The 20,257-nt window shown below is 69.8% G+C and carries 23 protein-coding genes, 1 tRNA gene and 1 riboswitch; of the genes, 16 read left to right on the top strand and 8 right to left on the bottom strand.

Annotated features, from left to right (window positions below; all coding sequences use genetic code 11):
* Nucleotides 1-102: 102 nt before the first annotated feature.
* Complete coding sequence (locus tag ACIO9J_RS36245) at nucleotides 103-1,431, bottom strand: nicotinate phosphoribosyltransferase (protein WP_402008970.1); 1,329 nt, start codon at nucleotides 1,429-1,431, stop codon at nucleotides 103-105.
* Between the two features lie 91 nt (nucleotides 1,432-1,522).
* Between ACIO9J_RS36245 and clpS the strand changes: the two genes are divergently transcribed.
* The 10 genes from clpS to ACIO9J_RS36295 all read left to right on the top strand — a co-directional run bounded on the left by clpS (nucleotide 1,523) and on the right by ACIO9J_RS36295 (nucleotide 9,517).
* Complete coding sequence (clpS, locus tag ACIO9J_RS36250; protein ID WP_402008973.1) at nucleotides 1,523-1,837, top strand: ATP-dependent Clp protease adapter ClpS; 315 nt, start codon at nucleotides 1,523-1,525, stop codon at nucleotides 1,835-1,837.
* Nucleotides 1,838-1,880: 43 nt separating this feature from the next.
* The gene (locus tag ACIO9J_RS36255; protein WP_402008975.1) at nucleotides 1,881-2,489 is read left to right on the top strand and encodes a DUF2017 domain-containing protein; all 609 of its coding nucleotides are present in this window, start codon (nucleotides 1,881-1,883) and stop codon (nucleotides 2,487-2,489) included.
* 371 nt (nucleotides 2,490-2,860) lie between these two features.
* The gene (locus ACIO9J_RS36260) at nucleotides 2,861-4,372 is read left to right on the top strand and encodes an amino acid permease (protein ID WP_402008978.1); all 1,512 of its coding nucleotides are present in this window, start codon (nucleotides 2,861-2,863) and stop codon (nucleotides 4,370-4,372) included.
* A 90-nt stretch (nucleotides 4,373-4,462) separates the two neighbouring features.
* On the top strand, nucleotides 4,463-4,885 hold the full coding sequence (locus tag ACIO9J_RS36265; RefSeq protein WP_402008981.1) for a Mov34/MPN/PAD-1 family protein: 423 nt from the start codon (nucleotides 4,463-4,465) through the stop codon (nucleotides 4,883-4,885).
* Nucleotides 4,849-5,010: riboswitch (cobalamin riboswitch) on the top strand. It overlaps the preceding gene by 37 nt.
* Before the next feature lie 43 nt (nucleotides 5,011-5,053).
* The gene (locus tag ACIO9J_RS36270) at nucleotides 5,054-6,016 is read left to right on the top strand and encodes an ABC transporter substrate-binding protein (protein ID WP_402008984.1); all 963 of its coding nucleotides are present in this window, start codon (nucleotides 5,054-5,056) and stop codon (nucleotides 6,014-6,016) included.
* A gap of 137 nt (nucleotides 6,017-6,153) precedes the next feature.
* Nucleotides 6,154-7,161, top strand: coding sequence for a FecCD family ABC transporter permease (locus ACIO9J_RS36275; RefSeq protein WP_402009371.1), 1,008 nt, complete (start codon nucleotides 6,154-6,156; stop codon nucleotides 7,159-7,161).
* Nucleotides 7,158-7,976 (top strand): ABC transporter ATP-binding protein, encoded by an 819-nt coding sequence (locus ACIO9J_RS36280; RefSeq protein WP_402008987.1) that lies wholly within the window; start codon nucleotides 7,158-7,160, stop codon nucleotides 7,974-7,976. Before ACIO9J_RS36275 ends, ACIO9J_RS36280 begins: the two co-directional genes overlap by 4 nt.
* Nucleotides 7,977-8,042: 66 nt before the next feature.
* Nucleotides 8,043-8,153: a putative leader peptide gene (locus ACIO9J_RS36285; protein ID WP_317987168.1), complete on the top strand. Its 111-nt coding sequence runs from the start codon at nucleotides 8,043-8,045 to the stop codon at nucleotides 8,151-8,153.
* A 119-nt stretch (nucleotides 8,154-8,272) separates the two neighbouring features.
* The gene (locus ACIO9J_RS36290; RefSeq protein ID WP_402008990.1) at nucleotides 8,273-8,551 is read left to right on the top strand and encodes a MoaD/ThiS family protein; all 279 of its coding nucleotides are present in this window, start codon (nucleotides 8,273-8,275) and stop codon (nucleotides 8,549-8,551) included.
* Nucleotides 8,552-8,563: 12 nt separating this feature from the next.
* On the top strand, nucleotides 8,564-9,517 hold the full coding sequence (locus ACIO9J_RS36295) for a PLP-dependent cysteine synthase family protein (protein WP_402008993.1): 954 nt from the start codon (nucleotides 8,564-8,566) through the stop codon (nucleotides 9,515-9,517).
* A 151-nt stretch (nucleotides 9,518-9,668) separates the two neighbouring features.
* Here the strand turns inward: ACIO9J_RS36295 and ACIO9J_RS36300 are convergent, their stop codons facing one another.
* Nucleotides 9,669-10,130, bottom strand: a complete 462-nt coding sequence (locus ACIO9J_RS36300) for a type II toxin-antitoxin system PemK/MazF family toxin (protein WP_402008995.1) — start codon at nucleotides 10,128-10,130, stop codon at nucleotides 9,669-9,671.
* Between the two features lie 196 nt (nucleotides 10,131-10,326).
* Here ACIO9J_RS36300 and ACIO9J_RS36305 point away from each other — a divergent pair, with 196 nt between their 5' ends.
* Nucleotides 10,327-11,079: an MBL fold metallo-hydrolase gene (locus ACIO9J_RS36305; protein ID WP_402008998.1), complete on the top strand. Its 753-nt coding sequence runs from the start codon at nucleotides 10,327-10,329 to the stop codon at nucleotides 11,077-11,079.
* On the opposite strand, the gene ACIO9J_RS36310 is transcribed toward ACIO9J_RS36305, so the two are convergent.
* The 3 genes from ACIO9J_RS36310 to ACIO9J_RS36320 form a co-directional block, all read right to left on the bottom strand.
* Entirely contained in the window at nucleotides 11,076-11,999 is a 924-nt protein-coding gene (locus tag ACIO9J_RS36310) for a hypothetical protein (RefSeq protein ID WP_402009001.1), read from the bottom strand. The genes ACIO9J_RS36305 and ACIO9J_RS36310 overlap by 4 nt on opposite strands.
* Nucleotides 12,000-12,087: 88 nt before the next feature.
* Nucleotides 12,088-13,353, bottom strand: a complete 1,266-nt coding sequence (locus ACIO9J_RS36315) for a PTS transporter subunit EIIC (protein ID WP_402009004.1) — start codon at nucleotides 13,351-13,353, stop codon at nucleotides 12,088-12,090.
* A gap of 255 nt (nucleotides 13,354-13,608) precedes the next feature.
* Nucleotides 13,609-14,922: a PTS transporter subunit EIIC gene (locus ACIO9J_RS36320; protein WP_402009007.1), complete on the bottom strand. Its 1,314-nt coding sequence runs from the start codon at nucleotides 14,920-14,922 to the stop codon at nucleotides 13,609-13,611.
* Between the two features lie 225 nt (nucleotides 14,923-15,147).
* Between ACIO9J_RS36320 and ACIO9J_RS36325 the strand changes: the two genes are divergently transcribed.
* The 4 genes from ACIO9J_RS36325 (at nucleotide 15,148) to rdgB (ending at nucleotide 17,449) form a co-directional block, all read left to right on the top strand.
* On the top strand, nucleotides 15,148-15,381 hold the full coding sequence (locus ACIO9J_RS36325; RefSeq protein WP_055553187.1) for a glucose PTS transporter subunit EIIB: 234 nt from the start codon (nucleotides 15,148-15,150) through the stop codon (nucleotides 15,379-15,381).
* A 172-nt stretch (nucleotides 15,382-15,553) separates the two neighbouring features.
* Nucleotides 15,554-16,294, top strand: coding sequence for a ribonuclease PH (gene rph / locus ACIO9J_RS36330; RefSeq protein ID WP_402009010.1), 741 nt, complete (start codon nucleotides 15,554-15,556; stop codon nucleotides 16,292-16,294).
* Between the two features lie 121 nt (nucleotides 16,295-16,415).
* Nucleotides 16,416-16,811, top strand: coding sequence for a hypothetical protein (locus ACIO9J_RS36335; protein WP_402009013.1), 396 nt, complete (start codon nucleotides 16,416-16,418; stop codon nucleotides 16,809-16,811).
* A 32-nt stretch (nucleotides 16,812-16,843) separates the two neighbouring features.
* Nucleotides 16,844-17,449 (top strand): RdgB/HAM1 family non-canonical purine NTP pyrophosphatase, encoded by a 606-nt coding sequence (rdgB, locus tag ACIO9J_RS36340; RefSeq protein ID WP_402009016.1) that lies wholly within the window; start codon nucleotides 16,844-16,846, stop codon nucleotides 17,447-17,449.
* Nucleotides 17,450-17,503: 54 nt separating this feature from the next.
* Here the strand turns inward: rdgB and ACIO9J_RS36345 are convergent.
* The 3 genes from ACIO9J_RS36345 to bcp all read right to left on the bottom strand — a co-directional run bounded on the left by ACIO9J_RS36345 (nucleotide 17,504) and on the right by bcp (nucleotide 19,771).
* A tRNA-Leu gene (locus tag ACIO9J_RS36345) sits at nucleotides 17,504-17,587 on the bottom strand.
* A gap of 95 nt (nucleotides 17,588-17,682) precedes the next feature.
* On the bottom strand, nucleotides 17,683-19,179 hold the full coding sequence (proP, locus tag ACIO9J_RS36350) for a glycine betaine/L-proline transporter ProP (RefSeq protein WP_402009018.1): 1,497 nt from the start codon (nucleotides 19,177-19,179) through the stop codon (nucleotides 17,683-17,685).
* Nucleotides 19,180-19,303: 124 nt separating this feature from the next.
* Entirely contained in the window at nucleotides 19,304-19,771 is a 468-nt protein-coding gene (gene bcp, locus ACIO9J_RS36355; protein ID WP_402009021.1) for a thioredoxin-dependent thiol peroxidase, read from the bottom strand.
* A gap of 151 nt (nucleotides 19,772-19,922) precedes the next feature.
* Here bcp and ACIO9J_RS36360 point away from each other — a divergent pair, with 151 nt between their 5' ends.
* Nucleotides 19,923-20,249, top strand: coding sequence for a DUF3618 domain-containing protein (locus ACIO9J_RS36360; RefSeq protein ID WP_402009024.1), 327 nt, complete (start codon nucleotides 19,923-19,925; stop codon nucleotides 20,247-20,249).
* The last annotated feature ends 8 nt before the right edge of the window (nucleotides 20,250-20,257 follow it).

Below are 20,257 nucleotides of genomic sequence, written 5' to 3' on the forward strand. Positions count from 1 at the left end.
GGGACTCGGCCGGATGAACCGAGCGTAGAGACTTCACGTACGTTGCGGGAGGGGGCGGATGGCGGGCCCACGGGGCCAGGGTGACGCCCCTTCCCACCCGTGTCAGATGTATTCCGTGGGAATCACGGCCTCGCCGCGGGACAGCTGGGTCGCCGAGAGCGGCAGGCCCGCGCGGGCCGCGGCGTGCCGGTCGCGGACCGCGTCCAGCGGCTCGCGGGCCACCACCTCGCCGCCCTTGACCAGCTCGACCAGGAGCTCCCGGTCGGCGAGCGCCGCGGGCACGGGCCCGGTGCCCACGACCTCCGCCTCGGCGACGCCGTGCTCGTCGGTCCGCCGCGCGGCCCACTTGCGGCCGCCCAGCGAGGACTTGGCGCCGAGCGACTTCTTGGCGACCGGCTCCAGGGGGGCCTTGGGGTCGGCCGAGTGGGCGCGGGCCACCAGCTTGTAGACCATGGAGCAGGTGGGGTGCCCGGAGCCGGTGACGAGCTGGGTGCCCACGCCGTACGCGTCGACGGGCGCGGCCGCGAGCGAGGCGATGGCGTACTCGTCGAGGTCCGAGGTCACGACGATCTTCGTCTCGGTGGCGCCGAGCTCGTCCAGCTGCTGGCGCACCCGGTGGGCGACGAGCAGCAGATCGCCGGAGTCGATGCGGACGGCGCCCAGCTCGGGCCCCGCGACCTCGACGGCGGTGCGGACGGCCTCGGTCACGTCGTAGGTGTCCACGAGCAGCGTGGTGCCGCGGCCGAGCGAGTCGACCTGGGCGCGGAACGCGTCGCGCTCGTTGTCGTGCAGCAGCGTGAAGGCGTGGGCGCTGGTGCCGACGGTGGGGATGCCGTAGCGGAACCCGGCGGCCAGGTCCGACGTGGTCGCGAAGCCCCCGACGTACGCGGCGCGGGACGCGGCCACGGCGGCCAGCTCGTGGGTGCGGCGCGCGCCCATCTCGATGAGGGGGCGGTCACCGGCGGCCGACGACATGCGCGACGCGGCGGCCGCGATCGCCGAGTCGTGGTTGAGGATGGAGAGGATCACGGTCTCCAGCAGCACGCACTCCGCGAAGGAGCCCTCGACGCGCAGGATCGGCGATCCCGGGAAGTAGACCTCGCCCTCGGGGTAGCCCCAGATGTCGCCGCTGAAGCGGTAGGAGGAGAGCCAGGTGAGCGTCGCCTCGTCGACGATGGCGCGCTCGCGCAGGAACTTGATGACGTCGGCGTCGAAGCGGAAGTTCTCGACGGCGTCCAGGACCCGCCCGGTTCCGGCCACCACTCCGTAGCGGCGGCCCTCGGGCAGCCTGCGGGTGAAGACCTCGAAGACCGAACGCCGGTCGCCCGTGCCCGCCTTCAGCGCGGCCTGCAACATCGTCAGCTCGTACTGGTCCGTGAAGAGCGCTGTCGACGGAACATCCACCGGCAGGCCAAGGTCCGCTGTGTTCATAGGAAGGATGCTACCCCGCATTTCGTCACTCTGACGATTTCGAGGCGCGCGGGGGAGGCCATTTGTGCGAGGCCCCCCTGCGGGTGGCAGCATGGGGCGTGTGAGTACGGCTCCCGCAGAGATCACCCGACCCGAATCGGACGAAGAGGCGCTCGTCGTCCCCGAGCCGGACGTCCCCTGGATCACGCTCGTGCACAACGACCCCGTGAACCTCATGAGCTACGTGACGTATGTGTTCCAGACGTACTTCGGGTACTCGAAGGAGAAGTCCACGAAGCTGATGATGGACGTGCACCACAAGGGCCGCGCGGTCGTCTCCAGCGGTACCCGCGAGGAGATGGAGCGCGACGTCCAGGCCATGCACGGCTACGGCCTGTGGGCCACCCTTCAGCAGGACCGCAAGTAGCGGACCGCCGCCAGCGCACGGACCGGAAGCAGCGACGCATCTGATGCCAGGACACTTCGAACCCATCCCCGGGGGCGGCGCCGCCGTCGCGCTCGACGAGGTCGAGATCTCGATCATCCGCTCCCTCGCGGTGCAGCTCCTCGAACTGATCGGCCCGGGGCCGGGCGGGGAGCCCTCCGACGACCCGCTCGCCGAGCTCTTCGCCGAGGGGCCCAGCGAGCCGCCCAGCGACCCGGTGATGATGCGGCTGCTGCCCGACGCCTACGGAGGGCCGGGCAGCACGGACGACACCGCCGGCGATCCGGAGGAACTGCGCGCCCATTCGGCCGAGTTCAGGCGGTTCACGGAGAACGACCTGCGGGCCAAGAAGCGTGACGACGCCCTGGTCGTGATCCGCTCCCTCGACGCGATGACGTCGTCGGGCGAGGGCGGGGCTGTCCTGAAACTGTCGGTCGAGGAGTCGCGCAACTGGCTCGGCGCCCTCAACGACCTGCGTCTCGCGATCGGCACGCGCCTGGAGATCACCGAGGAGGAGGACGCGGATCTGCTCTACCGCCTCCCCGACGCCGACCCGCGCAAGCCGATGGTGATGGCCTATCTGTGGCTCGGCGGACTCCAGGAAACCCTGGTGGAGACGTTGCTGGAGCCGTAGCGGGTCCCGTGGAGTCGCCGCGACGACGACAGTCGGTGTATATAGCAGCATTCCGCGGCGCCCAGCGCCCGTTCGCTCAGCGGACGCTCAAATCCGAATAACGATCGCGTCAAGCCAATGCCCGTTTATGGCGACGCAAGAGAACTTTGTCCGCTTCTCCCAGTGGTGTGCGCCACATGTGGCGCAAAGCATCACTGTTGCCGCCGTGATAAATCTTCACGACCACTCGGTGACGCCACCCATGTCGCCGAGGGCGCTCCAGCCGGCAGACCGCCGGTAGCACTCCATTCCATATCCGGGGGGATCAGGACCTGACCCGCTGCCACAACGCAGATGTGCGGGCGCGGATCAGCATGGAGAAAGGCGTCACCATGACCTCAGTGCAGGTCGAAGAGCATCACGACGGCAATGAGGCCGGGCGGACCGCCGCCGGTCAGTCCGGCGAGGGCGAGGGTTATCAGCGCGGGCTCGGAGCCCGGCAGATCCAGATGATCGCGATCGGCGGTGCCATCGGCACCGGCCTGTTCCTCGGCGCGGGCAAGGCCATTCACAAGGCCGGGCCCAGCCTCATCCTTGCGTACGCGATCGCGGGCCTCGTCATCTTCTTCATCATGCGGGCGCTCGGCGAGCTCCTCATGTACCGGCCCGTGTCCGGCTCCTTCTCGGAGTACGCGCGCGAATTCATGGGCCCGTTCTTCGGATTCGTGACCGGCTGGACGTACTGGCTCTTCTGGGTCGTCACCGGCATCACCGAAGTCACCGCGGCCGCCCAGTACATGCAGTACTGGACACACGACTCATTCCCGCAATGGGCGTACGCGCTGGTCTTCACGGTCATTCTGTACGGCGCGAACCTGATCTCCGTGAAGCTCTTCGGTGAGCTGGAGTTCTGGTTCTCGATGGTCAAGGTCACCGCGATCATCGGCATGATCCTGATCTGTCTCGGCATTCTCACCATCGGCTTCTCCGACGCCGGTGACACCGCCTCCGTGACCCACCTGTGGGACGACGGCGGCTTCTTCCCCAACGGCATCGGCTCCACGCTGATGACCCTGCAGATCGTGATGTTCGCCTTCCTCGCCGTCGAGCTCGTCGGCGTCACCGCGGGCGAGTCCAAGGACCCGAAGACCGTCCTGCCCAAGGCCATCAACACCGTGCCGTGGCGCATCGCCGTCTTCTACGTCGGCGCCCTCATCATGATCCTCTCGGTCGTGCCGTGGACGTCCTTCCAGCCGGGCGTCTCCCCGTTCGTGAAGGCCTTCGAGGAGATGGGCCTCGGCGTCGGCGCGGCCATCGTGAACTTCGTGGTGCTCACCGCCGCGCTGTCCTCCTGCAACTCCGGCATGTACTCGACGGGCCGCATGCTGCGCGACCTGGCGATGAACGGCCAGGGCCCCAAGTTCTTCACCAGGCTCACGAAGAACGGCCTGCCGCTGATCGGCACCACGGTCTCCGCCGCCTTCATGCTGGTCGGCGTCTGGATCAACTACCAGTGGCCGGGCGAGGCGTTCAACTACGTCGTCTCCTTCGCGACCATCTCCGGCATGTGGGCCTGGATCATGATCCTGTGCTGCCAGATCCGCTACCGCCGCAAGGCCGACCGCGGCGAGCTGCCGCAGTCCACCTTCCGCGCCCCGGGAGCCCCGTTCACCAGCTGGTTCGCGCTCGCCTTCATCGGCATGGTCATCGTGATGATGGGCGTCGACAAGGACGCGCGGATCTCGCTGTACGCCGCGCCGGTCTGGGCCGCGATCCTCACGGTCTGCTACCTGGTCCTCAAGAGCCGCAACCCGGAGGCCGCCGCCTTCAACCGGCAGAAGGTCGGTGCCTCCGGCGCCGCCCCCGCCGACGAGGCCCCGGCCAAGGGCATCGACAAGGACTGACAGCCGGGCCTCCCCAGGCCCTGTCCAGCATGCGGGCTCCCGCGTACCACACTTCGGTACGCGGGAGCCCCTCTGCTTATCCTGGCTGCCATGCTGACCATCACCCAGGCCCTCCACGACCAGATCGTCGCGCACGCGCGCCAGGACCACCCCGACGAGGCGTGCGGCGTGGTCGCGGGCCCGGCGGGCACCGGCAGGCCCGAGCGGTTCATCCCCATGCTGAACGCCGCGCGCTCGCCCACGTTCTACGAGTTCGACTCGGGTGACCTGCTCAAGCTCTACCGCGAGATGGACGACCGCGACGAGGAGCCGGTGATCGTCTACCACTCGCACACCGCGACCGAGGCCTACCCCTCGCGCACCGACATCACCTACGCCAACGAGCCCGGCGCGCACTACGTCCTGGTCTCCACGGCGGACACCGACGACGCCGGTCCCTTCCAGTTCCGCTCGTACCGGATCGTCGAGGGCACGGTCACCGAGGAAGAGGTGCAGGTCGTAGAGGCATACTGACCTCCACGACCTCGAGGCGGCAGGAGCCAGGAAGCCGGTGCGAATCCGGCGCGGTCCCGCCACTGTGACCCCACCCCCACCGGGGGCGGGGGAGTCAGGAACTGACCTGCCGCCTTGCTCCACGCAACGCAGGGGACGCGGAAATCCCCTGGAGGAGGCAGCACCCCCATGTCCCGCCCGATACGCGCCCTGGCCGCCGCGGCCCTGCTCGTCCCGCTCGCCGCGTGCTCCGCCTCGGACTCCGACGGTGACTCCGCGCCCGCCGCCAAGGCCGCCGGATTCCCGTACACCGTCACCAACTGCGGTGTGAAGACGACCTACGACGCACCGCCGGAGCGCGCCGTCACCATGAACCAGCACGCCACCGAGGTGATGCTGGAACTCGGCCTCCAGGACCGGATGGCGGGCACCGCCTACCTCGACGACAAGGTCCTGCCGAAGTACGCCAAGGCCTACAAGTCGGTCCCCGTCGTGGCCAAGGAGTACCCCTCCTACGAGAAGCTGCTCGCCGCCAACCCCGACTTCGTGTACGGCGGTTACGCGAGCGCCTTCCTCGCGGGCGACGGCCGCGGCCGCCCCGCGCTCGCCAAGTCGGGCATCGAGAGCCGCCTGAACATCGAGGGCTGCGCGAAGCGCCCCGTCACCATGGACGACGTCTTCCGCGAGGTCCGCGAGGTCGGCGCCACCTTCGGGGTGCGGGGGCGCGCGGACAAGTGGGTCGGCGGCGCCGAGCGCGAACTGGCCGCCACGGCGAAGGAGCTGAAGGGCAAGAAGGCCCGGTCCGTCTTCGTCTACGACAGCGGCGACAAGACGGCGTTCACGGTCGGCGGCCGCGGCATCGGCAACGACATCATCAAGCGCGCGGGCGGCCGCAACGTCCTCGCCGACGTCGACAAGTCCTTCGCCGACGCCTCCTGGGAGACGGTCGTGGACCGCCACCCCGAGACCATCGTGATCCTCGACTACGGCGCCACGACGGTCGCCCAGAAGAAGAAGCGCCTCCTCGACGACCCGGCCCTCGCCGACGTCCCCGCCATCAGGAACAAGAGCTTCGCGGTACTGCCGCTGTCGGACATGGTCACGGGCGTACGAGCACCCGAGGCGGTGAAGAAGCTGGCGGCGCAGCTGTGAACTCCGAGCAGACTCGGCCGCGGAGGACTCGGCCCGAGGGACGGGATCCTCAGCCCGAGGGGCGGGATCTTCAGCCCGTCCGGCGTTTGAGGACGAGCCCGAAGGGCGATGGGCGCAGGTCACGGGGACAGCGCCTACTGATCCTGACGGCACTCACCGCAGCCCTAGCGGCAGCGGTCATCGCGGGCCTAGCCCTGGGCTCCGTCCGCGTCCCGCCAGGGACCGTCGTGGAGATCCTCACGGGCCGCGCCGACCCCTCCCCGTTCAGAACCATCGTGCTGGACGTGAGACTCCCCAGGGTCCTGCTCGGCGCAGCCGTCGGCGCCGGACTCGCGGTCATCGGCACCGTCCTCCAGGCCCTCGTCCGCAACCCCCTCGCCGACCCGTTCCTGCTCGGCGTCTCCTCGGGCGCCTCCGTCGGCGCGGTCGGCGCCATCGTGCTCGGCGGCACCTTCGGCGTCGGCTCGGCCCTCGCGACCACCGTCACCATCCCGGCGGCCGCCTTCGCGGGCGCCCTGGTCTCGCTGGTCCTCGTCTACTCCCTGGCCAGGAGCGGCGGCAGCTTCGCGACCGGCCGTCTGATCCTCGCCGGTGTCGCCGTCTCGTACATCCTGACCGCCCTGACCAGCCTCATCCTGGTCACCGCGGACAGCGCGGACCACCTCAAGGAAGTCCTGTACTGGACGCTCGGCGGCCTCGGCAGCGCCCGCTGGGACATGCTCGCCCTGCCCTGCTGCGCCCTGGTCGCGGGCACGGCCCTGCTGATGGCGCTCGCCCGCCCCCTGGACCTGCTGCTCGTCGGAGAGGAGGGCGCCACCGTCCTCGGCCTGGACACCGCGCGCTTCCGCGCCGCGGTCTTCGTCCTCGCCTCGCTCCTGACCGGCGTCCTGGTCGCCTACAGCGGGGCCATCGGGTTCGTCGGCCTGATGGTGCCGCACGCCGCCCGCATGCTGGTCGGCGCCGCGCACCGCCCGCTGCTCCCCGTGGTGGCCCTGATGGGCGCGGTGTTCCTCGTCGCCGCCGACCTGGCAGCGCGCACGATCGCCGCCCCGCAGGACATCCCCGTCGGCGTGCTCACCGCGCTGACCGGCGGCCCGTTCTTCCTCTGGCTGCTGCGGCGGCGCACCGAAGGAGTCCCGGCATGACCCTGGAGACCCCCGAGATCCCCGAGACCCCCGCGCCCGCCGGAGCGCTGCGCACCGAGGGACTCTCGTACGAGATCGACGGCAAGCTCCTGGTGGACGGCGTCGACCTCACCGCGGCGCCCGGCGAGACCGTCGGCGTCGTCGGCCCCAACGGCAGCGGCAAGACGACGCTGCTTCGCTGCGTGTACGGCACCCTGCGCGCCTCGCGCGGCCGCGCCCTGCTCGACGGCGACGACCTGGGCGCGATGCCCGCGAAGGCGCGCGCCAGGCGCCTGGCCACCGTGCCGCAGGACGGGCAGGCCGCCTTCGAGCTGACCGTCCAGCAGGTGGTCGCCATGGGCCGTTCCCCGCACAAGCGCTTCTGGGAGGCGGACACCGCCGCCGACGAGGAACTGGTGCGGGCCGCCCTCGACCGGGTCGGCGTCGCGGCGCTTTCCCACCGCTCCTTCCCCTCGCTCTCCGGCGGCGAACGCCAGCGCGCGCTGATGGCCCGCGCCCTGGTGCAGCGCCCCACCCTGGTCGTGCTCGACGAGCCCACCAACCACCTGGACATCCGCTACCAGCTCGAAATCCTGTCGCTGGTCAGGGAGTTGGGCACCACCAACCTGCTCGCCCTGCACGACCTGAACCTCGCCGCCTACTACTGCGACCGCCTCTACGTCCTGAACGGCGGCCGGCTCGTCGTGTCCGGGCCGCCCGAGGAGGTGCTCACGGCCGAGCTGCTGGCCACCGTGTACGGAGTGACGGCCGAGGTCAGCACCCATCCGGTGACCGGCGCCCCGACCGTCGTCTATCTGCCGCCGCCCGCATCCTGAACGGATTCCGTCCACTAGCTGAGATCACATTCCGGGATCCGGACCGGGAATCGATACGATGACCGCATGGTTCCCCATGACGTGAGCGAAGAGACGAAGAGCGCGCCGCCCGTGCTGCTTGTCGCGCGCCTGCACGTCGACCTCTGCCGCCTCGCCAGCGCGATCTGTTCCCGCTGAACCGTTCCGCCGCACGGCCGTGTGCCGCGGCGTCGCACCCTCGTACGCAGCACCCCAAGGATCAGGGCCGCCGCGCGCCCGCCACCCGCATCACCGACTCCCGACAGGAGCCCTCAGCCATGGCCATCGAGGTCCGCATCCCGACCATCCTCCGCACCTACACCGACGGCGAGAAGGCCGTCCAGGGCAGCGGAGACACCCTCGCCGAGCTCCTCACCGACCTCGACTCGCGGCACGCGGGCATCGCCGAGCGCATCGTCGACGGCGACAAGCTGCGCCGCTTCGTGAACGTGTACCTCAACGACGAGGACGTCCGCTTCCTGGACGGCATCACCACCAAGCTCGCCGACGGCGACAGCGTCACGATCCTGCCGGCCGTGGCCGGCGGCATGGTCTAGGCCCGATCCGGGATGCCTCGCTACGACTCCCCGCTCGCCGCGGTCGGCAACACGCCGCTCGTCCGCCTGCCGCGCCTCTCCCCGTCCGACGACGTCCGCATCTGGGCCAAGCTGGAGGACCGCAACCCGACCGGCTCGGTCAAGGACCGGCCGGCCCTCCACATGGTCGAACAGGCGGAGAAGGACGGCCGGTTGACGCCCGGCTGCACGATCCTGGAGCCGACCTCCGGCAACACCGGCATCTCGCTCGCCATGGCGGCCAGGCTCAAGGGCTACCGCATCGTGTGCGTCATGCCGGAGAACACCTCGCAGGAGCGGCGCGACCTGCTCGCCATGTGGGGCGCCGAGATCGTCTCCTCACCGGCGGCGGGCGGCTCCAACACCGCGGTCCGGGTGGCCAAGGAGCTGTCGGCCGAGCACCCGGACTGGGTGATGCTCTACCAGTACGGCAACCCCGACAACGCGGGCGCCCACTACGCCACGACGGGACCGGAGATCCTCACCGACCTCCCCTCGGTCACCCACTTCGTGGCGGGCCTCGGCACCACGGGCACGCTCATGGGCGTCGGCCGCTATCTGCGCGAGCACAAGCCCGACGTCAAGATCGTCGCCGCCGAGCCGCGCTACGACGACCTCGTCTACGGCCTGCGCAACCTCGACGAGGGCTTCGTCCCCGAGCTGTACGACGCCTCCGTCCTGACCACCCGCTTCTCCGTCGGCTCGGCGGACGCGGTCACCCGCACCCGCGAACTCCTTCAGCAGGAGGGCATCTTCGCGGGCGTCTCCACGGGGGCGGCGCTGCACGCGGCCATCGGCGTGGGCCGCAAGGCCGTGGCGGCGGGCGAGCCCGCCGACATCGTCTTCGTCGTGGCCGACGGCGGCTGGAAGTACCTGTCGACGGGCGTCTACACCGCGGCCACCACGGAGGAGGCCATCGAAACGTTGCAGGGGCAGCTCTGGGCTTAGCCGCCCCGGAGAACTGTCTGTCACCGGCTCCGCCGAGTTCGTCCTCAAACGCCGGACGGGCTGAAATTCCCCCCGCCGGGTGGGGAAATTTCAGCCCCTCCGGCGTTTGAGGAGCGGGGTCCGGGGCGGAGCCCCGGGGCGGAGCGGCGGGTCAGTCCGCCAAGTACCGCACCTGGTCCCAGAGAGCCGGATCAACCACCCCGGCCCTGCGCCGGAACTCCCACAAAGGGACATCACGGAGCTCATCCGTCTCCAGAAAACTAGGGCGCCCCCGCGCGTCGCCCACGACGCCCGGCGGCAGCGGAATCACCCCCGGCCGCTCGTCGTGGTACTTGCTGGTGATCTTCACGACCAGCGCGCTCTCCCCGCGCACCGACAGGACGAGACAGGGCCTGTCCTTGCCGCCGGGCCCGTCCTCGTAGGGCACGTTCGCCCACCAGATCTCCGCGGCCCTGGGCGCGGGCAGCCGTCCCCGCGGCCCCCGCGGCGGGCGGGTCCGGCCGGGCGGCCGGGTACTCCGCTTCCGGTGCCCGCGCCCCCACCCGTCTACCAGGGTGACCACCAGGGCGAGCACCACCACGGCGGCCAGCGCGAGCCACCAGGACGTGTCCATACCGACGACGGTACCGGCGCACGCCCCCCGCCGCCCACCGCATCCCGGGCGCCCCACAAGCCCCCCGAACCGGTGACACCGCAGGTGAGTTCCCCCACAACGGCCCGCGACGGAGGAGCGACCAGGGCTTTTGCGCCTTACGCTCGACGGACCGCACACCCCCCAGCTCTCCTGCCAGCGCGGAGGTTCCAGCTTCATGAAGCTCACCGTCGTCGGCTGCTCGGGGTCGTTTCCGTCCGCGGAATCGGCCTGCTCGAGCTACCTCGTCGAGGCCGACGGCTTCCGGTTGCTGCTCGACATGGGCAACGGCGCCCTCGGCGAGCTGCAACGCCACATCGGTCTCTACGACCTCGACGCGATCTTCCTCAGCCATCTGCACGCCGATCACTGCATCGACATGTGCGCGTACTTCGTGGCGCGCTACTACCGGCACGAGGGCGGCCGCTGCGCCCCCATCCCCGTCTACGGGCCCGAGGGCACCGAGCAGCGCCTGACCACCGCGTACGCGGACACGCCCTCGGCGTCCTCGATGAGCGAGGTCTTCGACTTCCACACGGTCAAGCCGGCCTCGTTCGACATCGGCCCGTTCACGGTGCGCACCGAGAAGGTCCGCCACCCCGTGGAGGCGTACGCGATCCGCGTCGAGCACGAGGGCCGCTCCCTCACCTACTCCGGGGACACCGGCACCTGCGACGTACTGGACGAACTCGCCGCGGGAACCGACCTGTTCCTCTGCGAGGCGGCGTTCACGCACGGCAAGGAGAACATCCCCGACCTGCACCTCAACGGCCGCGAGGCGGGCGAGTCCGCGGCCCGCGCGGGCGTGGGCAAGCTGCTGCTCACCCACATCCCGCCGTGGACGGACCCGCAGGTCAACCTCGCCGACGCGCGCGCGGCCTACGGCGGACCCACCGCCCTCGCGGCCCCCGGCGCCAGCTACGAGATCTAGGCCCCGGCCGTACGCCGGTACCCGCGGCCGCCGAGCGCCATCCTGTTCCAGGTGTGGCGGCGGCCGCGGATCGCCACCGAGTAGTCGTACATGACCTCCGGGTCGCACATCCCCGGCAGGAACGAATCGCCGAAGTGATGGGCGTCGATGCCCACTTCCTTGGCGGTCAGGGCGAGTTGGGGCACCACGTTGGCGTGGCTGCCCTCCTGGCTGGTGCCGATCGCGCCCATCACCACCGCGCCCGCGTCCTGCACCGCGGCCACCGCCTGCGCGGCCAGCTCCTTGGTGACGCCGGGCAGCGTGCCGGGCAGGGGCATGACGACGCCGTCGGCGCCCGCGTCCACCAGCGAGGTCAGCCGGTCCACGGTGACCCGCTCCGGGTGCCCCGCGTGGTGCATCTTGCCGCTCCACAGCGCCACGTCGTCGCCGAGCCCGGCCCGCAGTTCCTCGGTGACGCGCGCGAGCCCCTCGTAGGACCCTCCCGTGCCCGGGTTCGCCGTCAGGCAGAGCATCGCCGCACCCATGTCGATCAGCCGCTTGGCGTACTCGGGCTTGGCGCGGCGGATCTCGGGGACGTCGCCGGGCTCCAGGTTGATGCCGACGGGCCGGCCGATGAACGCGGCGAGGTCGGCGATCGAGGTGAAGGTGCCGAGGCCCGGCAGGTCCAGGCGCTCGCCGTCCCAGGCGCGCTCGATGAGGTTCAGGACGACGATGTCGGCGCCGAAGGACGCCACCAGCTCGGCGTTGTGCACACCGGGCTGGCCCGGCATCGGGATCAGGGCGGCCCGGTCGGCGAAGACCTCGGCGACCATCGTGCGGCCCTCCGCGGCGGCGACGGAGGCGGTGAGCTCGCGCCCGCGCAGGGCGGCGAGGCGTTCGCGGTCGAGGTCGAGGATGCGGGTGGTTGTCATATCGGTCATGCCTCGACCGTATGCCGCAGAACATGACGAAGCCCCTCGCCGTTGGTACCTGCGGCGAGGGGCTTACGTCACCAGATGCGTGCGGAGACTACTTCGCCTCGGCCTTCTGGAGCTCGGCGAGCTCCTCGTCGGACTCGCGGCCCGGCGTCGGCAGGTTCCACTTGGTGATCGCGAAGCGGAAGACCACGTAGTAGAGCGCCGCGAAGCAGAGGCCGACGATGGCGAGGCCGATCGGCTTGGTGGCCGCGCCGAAGTTCAGCGCGTAGTCGATGAATCCGGCCGAGAAGCCGAAGCCGTCCTTCATGCCGAGCGCCCAGGTCAGGGCCATCGAGACACCGGTGAGCACCGCGTGGATCGCGTACAGGACCGGCGCGATGAACATGAACGTGAACTCGATGGGCTCGGTGATGCCCGTGACGAACGCGGTGAGCGCGAGCGAGAACATCATGCCGCCGACGACCTTGCGGCGCTCGGGACGGGCGCAGTGCGTGATCGCGAGGCAGGCCGCGGGGAGCGCGAACATCATGATCGGGAAGAAGCCGGTCATGAACTGGCCCGCGGTCGGGTCGCCCTCCAGGAAGCGCGGGATGTCGCCGTGCTTGCCGTTGTAGTCGCCCGCCTGCCACCAGGGGAAGGAGTTCAGGAGGTGGTGCATGCCGATCGGGATCAGCGAACGGTTGGCGACACCGAAGATGCCCGCGCCCACGGCGCCCGAACCGACCAGCCACTCACCGAAGTTGTGCAGACCGGCGCCGAGGACCGGCCAGATCAGACCGAAGACGATGCCGAGGATCAGGCCCGCGAAGGACGACAGGATCGGGACCAGACGGCGGCCGCCGAAGAAGCCCGCCCAGTCGGGGAGCTTGGTCCGGTAGAACTTCTGGTAGAGCAGGGCGACGACGATGCCCATCACCACGCCGCCGAGCACACCGGCGTTGACGGGGGCGGCGTTCTCGACGATCTTCCCGTCGACGACGGCCTGCACCTTCGGCAGGTTGCTGTCGGTGAAGGTGGCGAGCACCTTCTGGAAGACCAGGTAGCCCGCGACGGCCGCGAGGCCGGTGGAGCCGTCGGACTTCTTGGCGAAGCCGATCGCGATGCCGACGCAGAACAGCAGCGCGATGTTGTCGATGATCGCGCCGCCGCCGGCCGACATGTAGCTGGCGATCTTGGTGATCCAGGTCGGGAACGATTCCCGGCCCAGCATGTCGTCGGCGCCGAGCCGCACCAGGAGCGCGGCGGCCGGCATCACGGCGACCGGCAGCATGAGGCTGCGGCCGATGCGCTGCAGGACCGGCATCACGCCGGAGCCCTTCTTCTTGGCGGCCGCGGGGGCGGCACTGGCCGTGGACACAACTTCCTCCAGTGGGCAAGGCGCCGCCTGGGACAAGGAAGTGGGGGACGGCGGCGTCTCCGGGGGACGCGGCGAGAAGGCCGCGTGGTCTACACCAATTAGTGGTGTAGACCTGTTGTAGCACGGTGAAGGTGACGTAAGGAACCCGCGATTCCTGTGGGCTGAGCCATATCCGTATATGGCAGACCAAAGACCCCCGGACCTGAGGTCCGAGGGCCTTGTGGAGGGTGCGGGGAGCCTCCCCGTACCGATGATTTACGCCTTGGTCTGCTCCCTGTCCAAGGCCTCTGCCTCCTCCTCCGGTTCACGTCCCGGAGTCGCCAGATTGAACTTGACGATGACGAAGCGGAATAGCGCGTAGTACACCGCGGCGAAGCACAGGCCGATCGGAATGATCATCCATGGCTTGGTCGCCAGGCTCCAGTTGATGACGTAGTCGATCAGCCCCGCGGAGAAGCTGAAGCCGTCCTTCACGCCCAGCGCCCACGTCACCGCCATCGAGACACCGGTGAGCACCGCGTGGATCGCGTACAGGAGCGGCGCGATGAAGAGGAACGAGTACTCGATGGGCTCGGTGATGCCCGTGACGAACGACGTCAGGCCGACCGAGAGCATCATGCCGCCGACCACCTTGCGGCGCTCGGGCCGGGCGCAGTGCGTGATCGCCAGGGCCGCGGCGGGCAGCGCGAACATCATGATCGGGAAGAAGCCCGAGGTGAACTGGCCCGCCGTCGGGTCGCCCGCGAGGAACCGGTTGATGTCACCGTGCACGACCGTCCCGTCCGGCTTGGTGAAGTCGCCGAACTGGAACCACACGAACGTATTGAGGAACTGGTGCAGGCCGATCGTGAGCAGCGCGCGGTTGGCGACACCGAAGATGCCCGAGCCCAGCCAGCCGAGGTCGACGAGCCACTTGGAGAAGCTGGTCAGCGCGTCACCGATGGGCGGCCAGATCCACACGCAGACCCCGGCGAAGACCAGGCCGATGAAGGCCATGATGATCGGTACGAGCCTGCGGCCGTTGAAGAAGCCGAGCCAGTCCACCAGCTTCACGCGGTGGTAGCGCTGCCAGAACCAGGCGGCGAGCAGACCCATCACGATGCCGCCGAACACGCCTGGATTCTGGTACCCGGCCTGCGCGGACGTGCCGTCCTCGTTCACGCACAGGCCGCTCCACATGCCCGCGCCCGCGAAGTCGGCGCCGGCCGGGCAGTCGTCGGGGAAGGCGCGCAGGACCGCGTAGTACACGAGGAAGCCGGCGACCGCGGCGAGCGCCGTGGAGCCGTCCGCCTTCTTCGCCATGCCGATCGCGACGCCGATGCAGAACAGCAGCGGCAGGCCGAGCGAGGAGTCGAGCAGCGAACCGCCCGCCGCCGCGAAGACCTTCGCGACGTTCGTCCAGCCCAGACCGTCGTCGCCGAACACGTCGGGCTGGCCGAGCCGGTTGAGGATACCGGCGGCGGGCAGCACCGCGATGGGCAGCTGAAGGCTGCGGCCCATCTTCTGGAGGCCCTGGAAAAGGCCGTTCCACCACTTCTTCTGTGGCACCGCTGCGGCATCGGAACTCATCGGCGTTCCCTCCCGGAACAAGCCAGGTTTGGCGGTCGTTGAAAACTGGTGTAGACCAGTTGCGGAACGGGTGGGAGCCGCCCGATGAGGGACGGCACCTTGATCGTCATCATTGGGCACGACTGCCGTAACCGCCCGCGAAGATGGTCCAACCGTGCGTTACCGTGACAAAGCGGACCTGCGGTGCGTCGAGGCCGCATCCTTTAAGAACCAGGGAGAAACACCATGGCCAGCAAGGCTGAGAAGATCGTTGCCGGGCTCGGCGGCATCGACAACATCGAAGAGGTCGAGGGCTGCATCACCCGCCTCCGCACCGAGGTCAAGGACCCGGCACTGGTCGACGACGCCGCCCTCAAGGCCGCCGGCGCCCACGGCGTCGTGAAGATGGGCACCGCCGTCCAGGTCGTCATCGGCACCGACGCCGACCCGATCGCCGCGGACATCGAAGACATGATGTGAGTTCCTGAACTCACACCGAGGGGCCCCGACCTGACATCAGGTCGGGGCCCCTCGGCGTGAGTGATCCAGCCCGTCCGGCGTTTGAGGACGAGCGCGAAGCGCGACAGGGGGCCTGGGGCGAAGCCCCCACGTGCGGCAGAATCCGGCCCCGCGCAAAGGCTAGGCTCAACGCATGTCTCCTACGCCCCGCATCGACGGCCGCACCTCCGAACAGCTCCGCCCCATCACCATCGAGCGCGGCTGGAGCAAGCACGCCGAGGGCTCCGTCCTCGTCTCCTTCGGCGACACCAAGGTCTTCTGCACCGCATCCGTCACCGAAGGCGTCCCGCGCTGGCGCAAGGGCAGCGGCGAAGGCTGGGTCACCGCCGAGTACTCCATGCTGCCGCGCTCCACCAACACCCGCGGCGACCGCGAGGCCGTCCGCGGCAAGATCGGCGGCCGCACCCACGAGATCAGCCGCCTCATCGGCCGCTCCCTGCGCGCCGTCATCGACTACAAGGCGCTCGGCGAGAACACCATCGTCCTGGACTGCGACGTCCTCCAGGCCGACGGCGGCACCCGCACCGCCGCCATCACCGGCGCCTACGTCGCACTCGCCGACGCCGTCGCCTGGGCCCAGGGCAAGAAGCTGATCAAGCACGGCCGCAAGCCCCTCACCGGCACCGTCAGCGCCGTCTCCGTCGGCATCGTCGACGGCGCCCCCCTCCTCGACCTCTGCTACGAGGAGGACGTGCGCGCCGACACCGACATGAACGTCGTCTGCACCGGCGACGGCCGCTTCGTCGAGGTCCAGGGCACCGCCGAGGCCGAGCCCTTCGACCGCAAGGAGCTGGGCGCACTGCTCGACCTCGCCGTCGGCGGCTGCGACGAACTCGCCGCCCTCCAGCGCGCGGCCCTCGACGCCACGCTCTGAGGGCCACGGCGGCGACGTCGGCCACGGAAGCAACCAACCGCCCCTCGCCGGGCGTTGTTATGAGTACGGACGCGCGGGCAATGCCGCGCGCCCGGCACCACCCTGGGGAGGGGACCGAACCATGGCCGCGCGCCACCGCCGTATCGTCACCGCTGTCGCCACCGTCCTGATCGCCGTGCCCGGCGGCATCGGCCTCGTCGGCTGCGACGCCGTGTCGAAGGCCCTGGACTGCGTCCAGACCGCCGACACGATCGCCGACAGCGTCACCGACCTCCAGCAAGCCGTGGAGAACGCCGGGGACAACCCGGCCGAGGCGGACAAGGCACTCGACGACATCGGCAAGAACCTCGACAAGATCGGCGACAAGACCGACAACACCGACGTCAACAAGGCGGTCGACGACCTCGACAAGGCCGTCGACAACGTCCGCGACTCCATCAGGAAGGGCGACGCGACGCCCGACGTCTCGCCGGTCACGGACGCGGCGGGCGAACTCACCAAGGTCTGCACGCCGTAACGGGCGGGGTCCGCTCCCGGGATACTGGGGACATGACCCGCCTCATCCTCGCCACCCGCAACGCCGGCAAGATCACGGAACTCAGGGCGATCCTCGCCGACGCAGGCCTCACCCACGACCTCGTCGGCGCGGACGCCTACCCCGAGATCCCCGACGTCCGGGAAACCGGCATCACCTTCGCCGAGAACGCCCTGCTCAAGGCCCACGCCCTCGCCCAGGCCACCGGCCTGCCCGCGGTCGCCGACGACTCGGGCCTCTGCGTCGACGTCCTGAACGGCGCCCCCGGCATCTTCTCCGCCCGCTGGGCCGGCCGCCACGGCGACGACAAGGCCAACCTCGACCTCCTCCTCGCCCAGCTCGGCGACATCGACGCGGACGCCCACCGCGGCGCCCACTTCGCCTGCGCGGCGGCACTCGCCCTCCCCGACGGCACGGAACGCGTCGTAGAGGGCCGCCTCTCCGGCACCCTCCGCCACACCCCGGCGGGCTCCGGCGGCTTCGGCTACGACCCGATCCTCCAGCCGGACGGCGAGACCCGCACCTGCGCGGAGCTCTCCCCGGCCGAGAAGAACGCGATCAGTCATCGGGGGCAGGCGTTCAGGGGGCTGGTGCCGGTGGTGCGGGAGTTGTTGGGCTGACGCAAGCACGGCAATGGCCTGCGATCGATCCTTCGATTCGCAGGCCATTTACTGTGCGGCGGAAGGGATTCGAACCCTCAAGCCCGATCAAGGGCCACAGATCCTAAGTCTGCTGCGTCGCCACTGCGCCACCGCCGCTAGTCGCCTGCCATCGTACCGGGCAGGCGGCTCCGGTTGATCGCGGACGGCCCGCCTCACTGGGGAGTGGGGCGGGCCGCGACGGAGCGGGAGTGTCAGAACCTCGGCGCCGGAGCCTGTGCCTCCACCATCTCCGCCGCCTCCTCCTTCGTCTCCACCGACGGGGGCGAGCCCGACAGGGGCTTCTGGGCCGTTTCCTTCATGCAGGCCACCGCGATGACGCCGACGACCGCCGCCGCCATCGAGTAGTACGCCGGGATCATGTCCGTGCCCGTGATGCTGATCAGGGACGTGATGACCAGGGGGGCCGTGCCGCCGAAGAGGGAGGCGGAGAGGTTGTAGCCCACCGAGAGGGAGCCGTAGCGGACCGAGGTGGGGAAGAGCGCGGGGAGCGTCGCCGACATCGTGCCGAGGAGGCAGACCAGGGAGAGGCCCAGCAGCAGCATGCCGCCGGAGACCGCGAGCAGACTGCCCTGCTGGATGAGCAGGAACGCGGGGATCGAGACGACCAGGAAGCCGACCATGCCCGTCATCAGGAGCGGCTTGCGGCCGAAGCGGTCGGAGAGGCGCCCCACCTGCGTGATGATCAGCATCAGGATCACCATCGTGCCGATGAGGATCAGCAGGCCGTGGGAGTCGTCGTAGCCGAGCTCGTCGGAGAGGTAGGTCGGCATGTACGACAGGAGCATGTAGTCGGTGACGTTGTACGCGCCGACCAGGGCGATGCAGAGGATCAGCGTCGGCCAGTGGTCGCGGAAGATCTTCGCGAGGTCGCCCTTGGCCGTGGTCTCCACGGTGGACGCGCCCTCGGAGGCCGCGTGGAAGGTCGCGTCCTCCATCTTCTGGAAGGCCGGGGTCTCGTCGAGCTTGAGCCGCAGGTAGAGGCCGACGAGGCCGAGCGGGCCCGCCACGAGGAACGGCACGCGCCAGCCCCAGGACTCCATGGCGTCGGAGCCGAGGGCGGAGTTGAGGATGAGGACGAGGCCCGCTGCGCCGGTGTAGCCGGCGAGGGTGCCCATCTCCAGGAAGCTGCCGAAGTAGCCGCGCCGCTTGTCGGGGGCGTACTCGGCGATGAAGGTGGACGCGCCGCCGTACTCGCCGCCCGTGGAGAAGCCCTGGACCAGGCGGAAGAAGATCAGCAGGACGGGTGCCCAGAAGCCGATCGTGGCGTAGGAGGGGATCAGGCCGATGGCGAGCGTGCCGATCGCCATCATGATCATCGTGAGCGCGAGGACCTTCTTGCGGCCGATCTTGTCGCCCATGGGTCCGAAGACCATGCCGCCGATGGGGCGGACCAGGAACGACACCGCGAAGGTGGCGAAGGACGAGACCAGCTGGACCGTGTCGTTCCCGGACGGGAAGAAGACGTGGCCGATGGTGACGGCCAGGTAGCTGTAGATGCCGAAGTCGAACCACTCCATGGCATTGCCGAGCGAGGCCGCTTTGACCGCCCGCTTGACCGCGGCTTCGTCCGTGACCGTGATGTCGGTGCGCCGCAGCGGCGGGTTCTTGCGCCGTCTGACCGCCCGGAACAGGGCCCGGTGGCGCTTGACCGCCTCGGTATCGGCCTCGGTCTCTTCGTGGGCCGCCATGGAGTGGTTCCTTTCGTTCTTCGGGCAGATCCCCCTGAGATCACTTGCTCGAAGATGGCCGACGCAAACGAAAGCCCCCCGCGAGGGGGGCTTCGTCACACGGTGAAAGGCGGCCGCGCGCCGGTCAGACGCCGAGGTCCCGGATGATCTTGGCGACGTGTCCGGTCGCCTTGACGTTGTAGAAGGCGTGCTCGACCTTGCCCTCCTCGTCCACGACGACGGTGGAGCGGATGACGCCCGTCACCGTCTTGCCGTAGAGCTTCTTCTCGCCGAAGGCGCCGTACGCCTCAAGGGTCGCCTTGGAGGGGTCGCCGACCAGCGTGACCTTGAGGTTCTCCTGCTCGCGGAACTTCGCGAGCTTCTCCGGCTTGTCGGGGGACACGCCGATGACGTCGTACCCGGCGGCCGCGAGCACGTCGAGGTTGTCGGTGAAGTCGCAGGCCTGCTTGGTGCAGCCGGGGGTCAGGGCGGCCGGGTAGAAGTACACGATGACCTTGCGGCCCTTGTGGTCGGCCAGCGAGACGTCCTTGCCGTCGGCGTCGGGCAGGGTGAAGGCGGGGGCGGTGTCGCCCGGCGTGAGTCGCTCGCTCATGTCTCTCGGTCTCCTCGCAAGGGGTGCAGTGACGTCATGAGCGTAATGGGGGTGCCGTGGGGTGCGAGGACCGCGAAGCTGACAGACTGTGGGACAACAGACCGTGGGCACATCTCCACGGACTCCCGGACACGACCACGGAGGCAGCGCGGTGTCGGATGCGGATGCCAGGACCCCTGCGCAGATCGAGGCGGACATCAAGCGCCGGCGCGGCCAGCTGGCCGAGACCCTCGACGAGATCGGTGTGCGCGTCCACCCGAAGACGATCGTCGGCGACGCGAAGGCGAAGGTCGTCGCGAGCGTGGACAACTCGCTGGGCCGTGCGTACGTGGGGGCGAACCGCTTCGTCTCGGACGTGAAGGGCCAGCTCGTCACGGAGGACGGCGCGCCCCGCATCGAGCGGATCGTCCCGGTGGCTCTGGTGGCGGTGGGCCTCGTGGGGCTCCTCGTGGTGAGTTCGCGGCGCCGCAGCGGCTGACCGGGCGG

Origin of the sequence: Streptomyces sp. NPDC087300 (assembly GCF_044744425.1) — a bacterium.
In the GTDB taxonomy this organism is placed as follows: domain Bacteria; phylum Actinomycetota; class Actinomycetes; order Streptomycetales; family Streptomycetaceae; genus Streptomyces.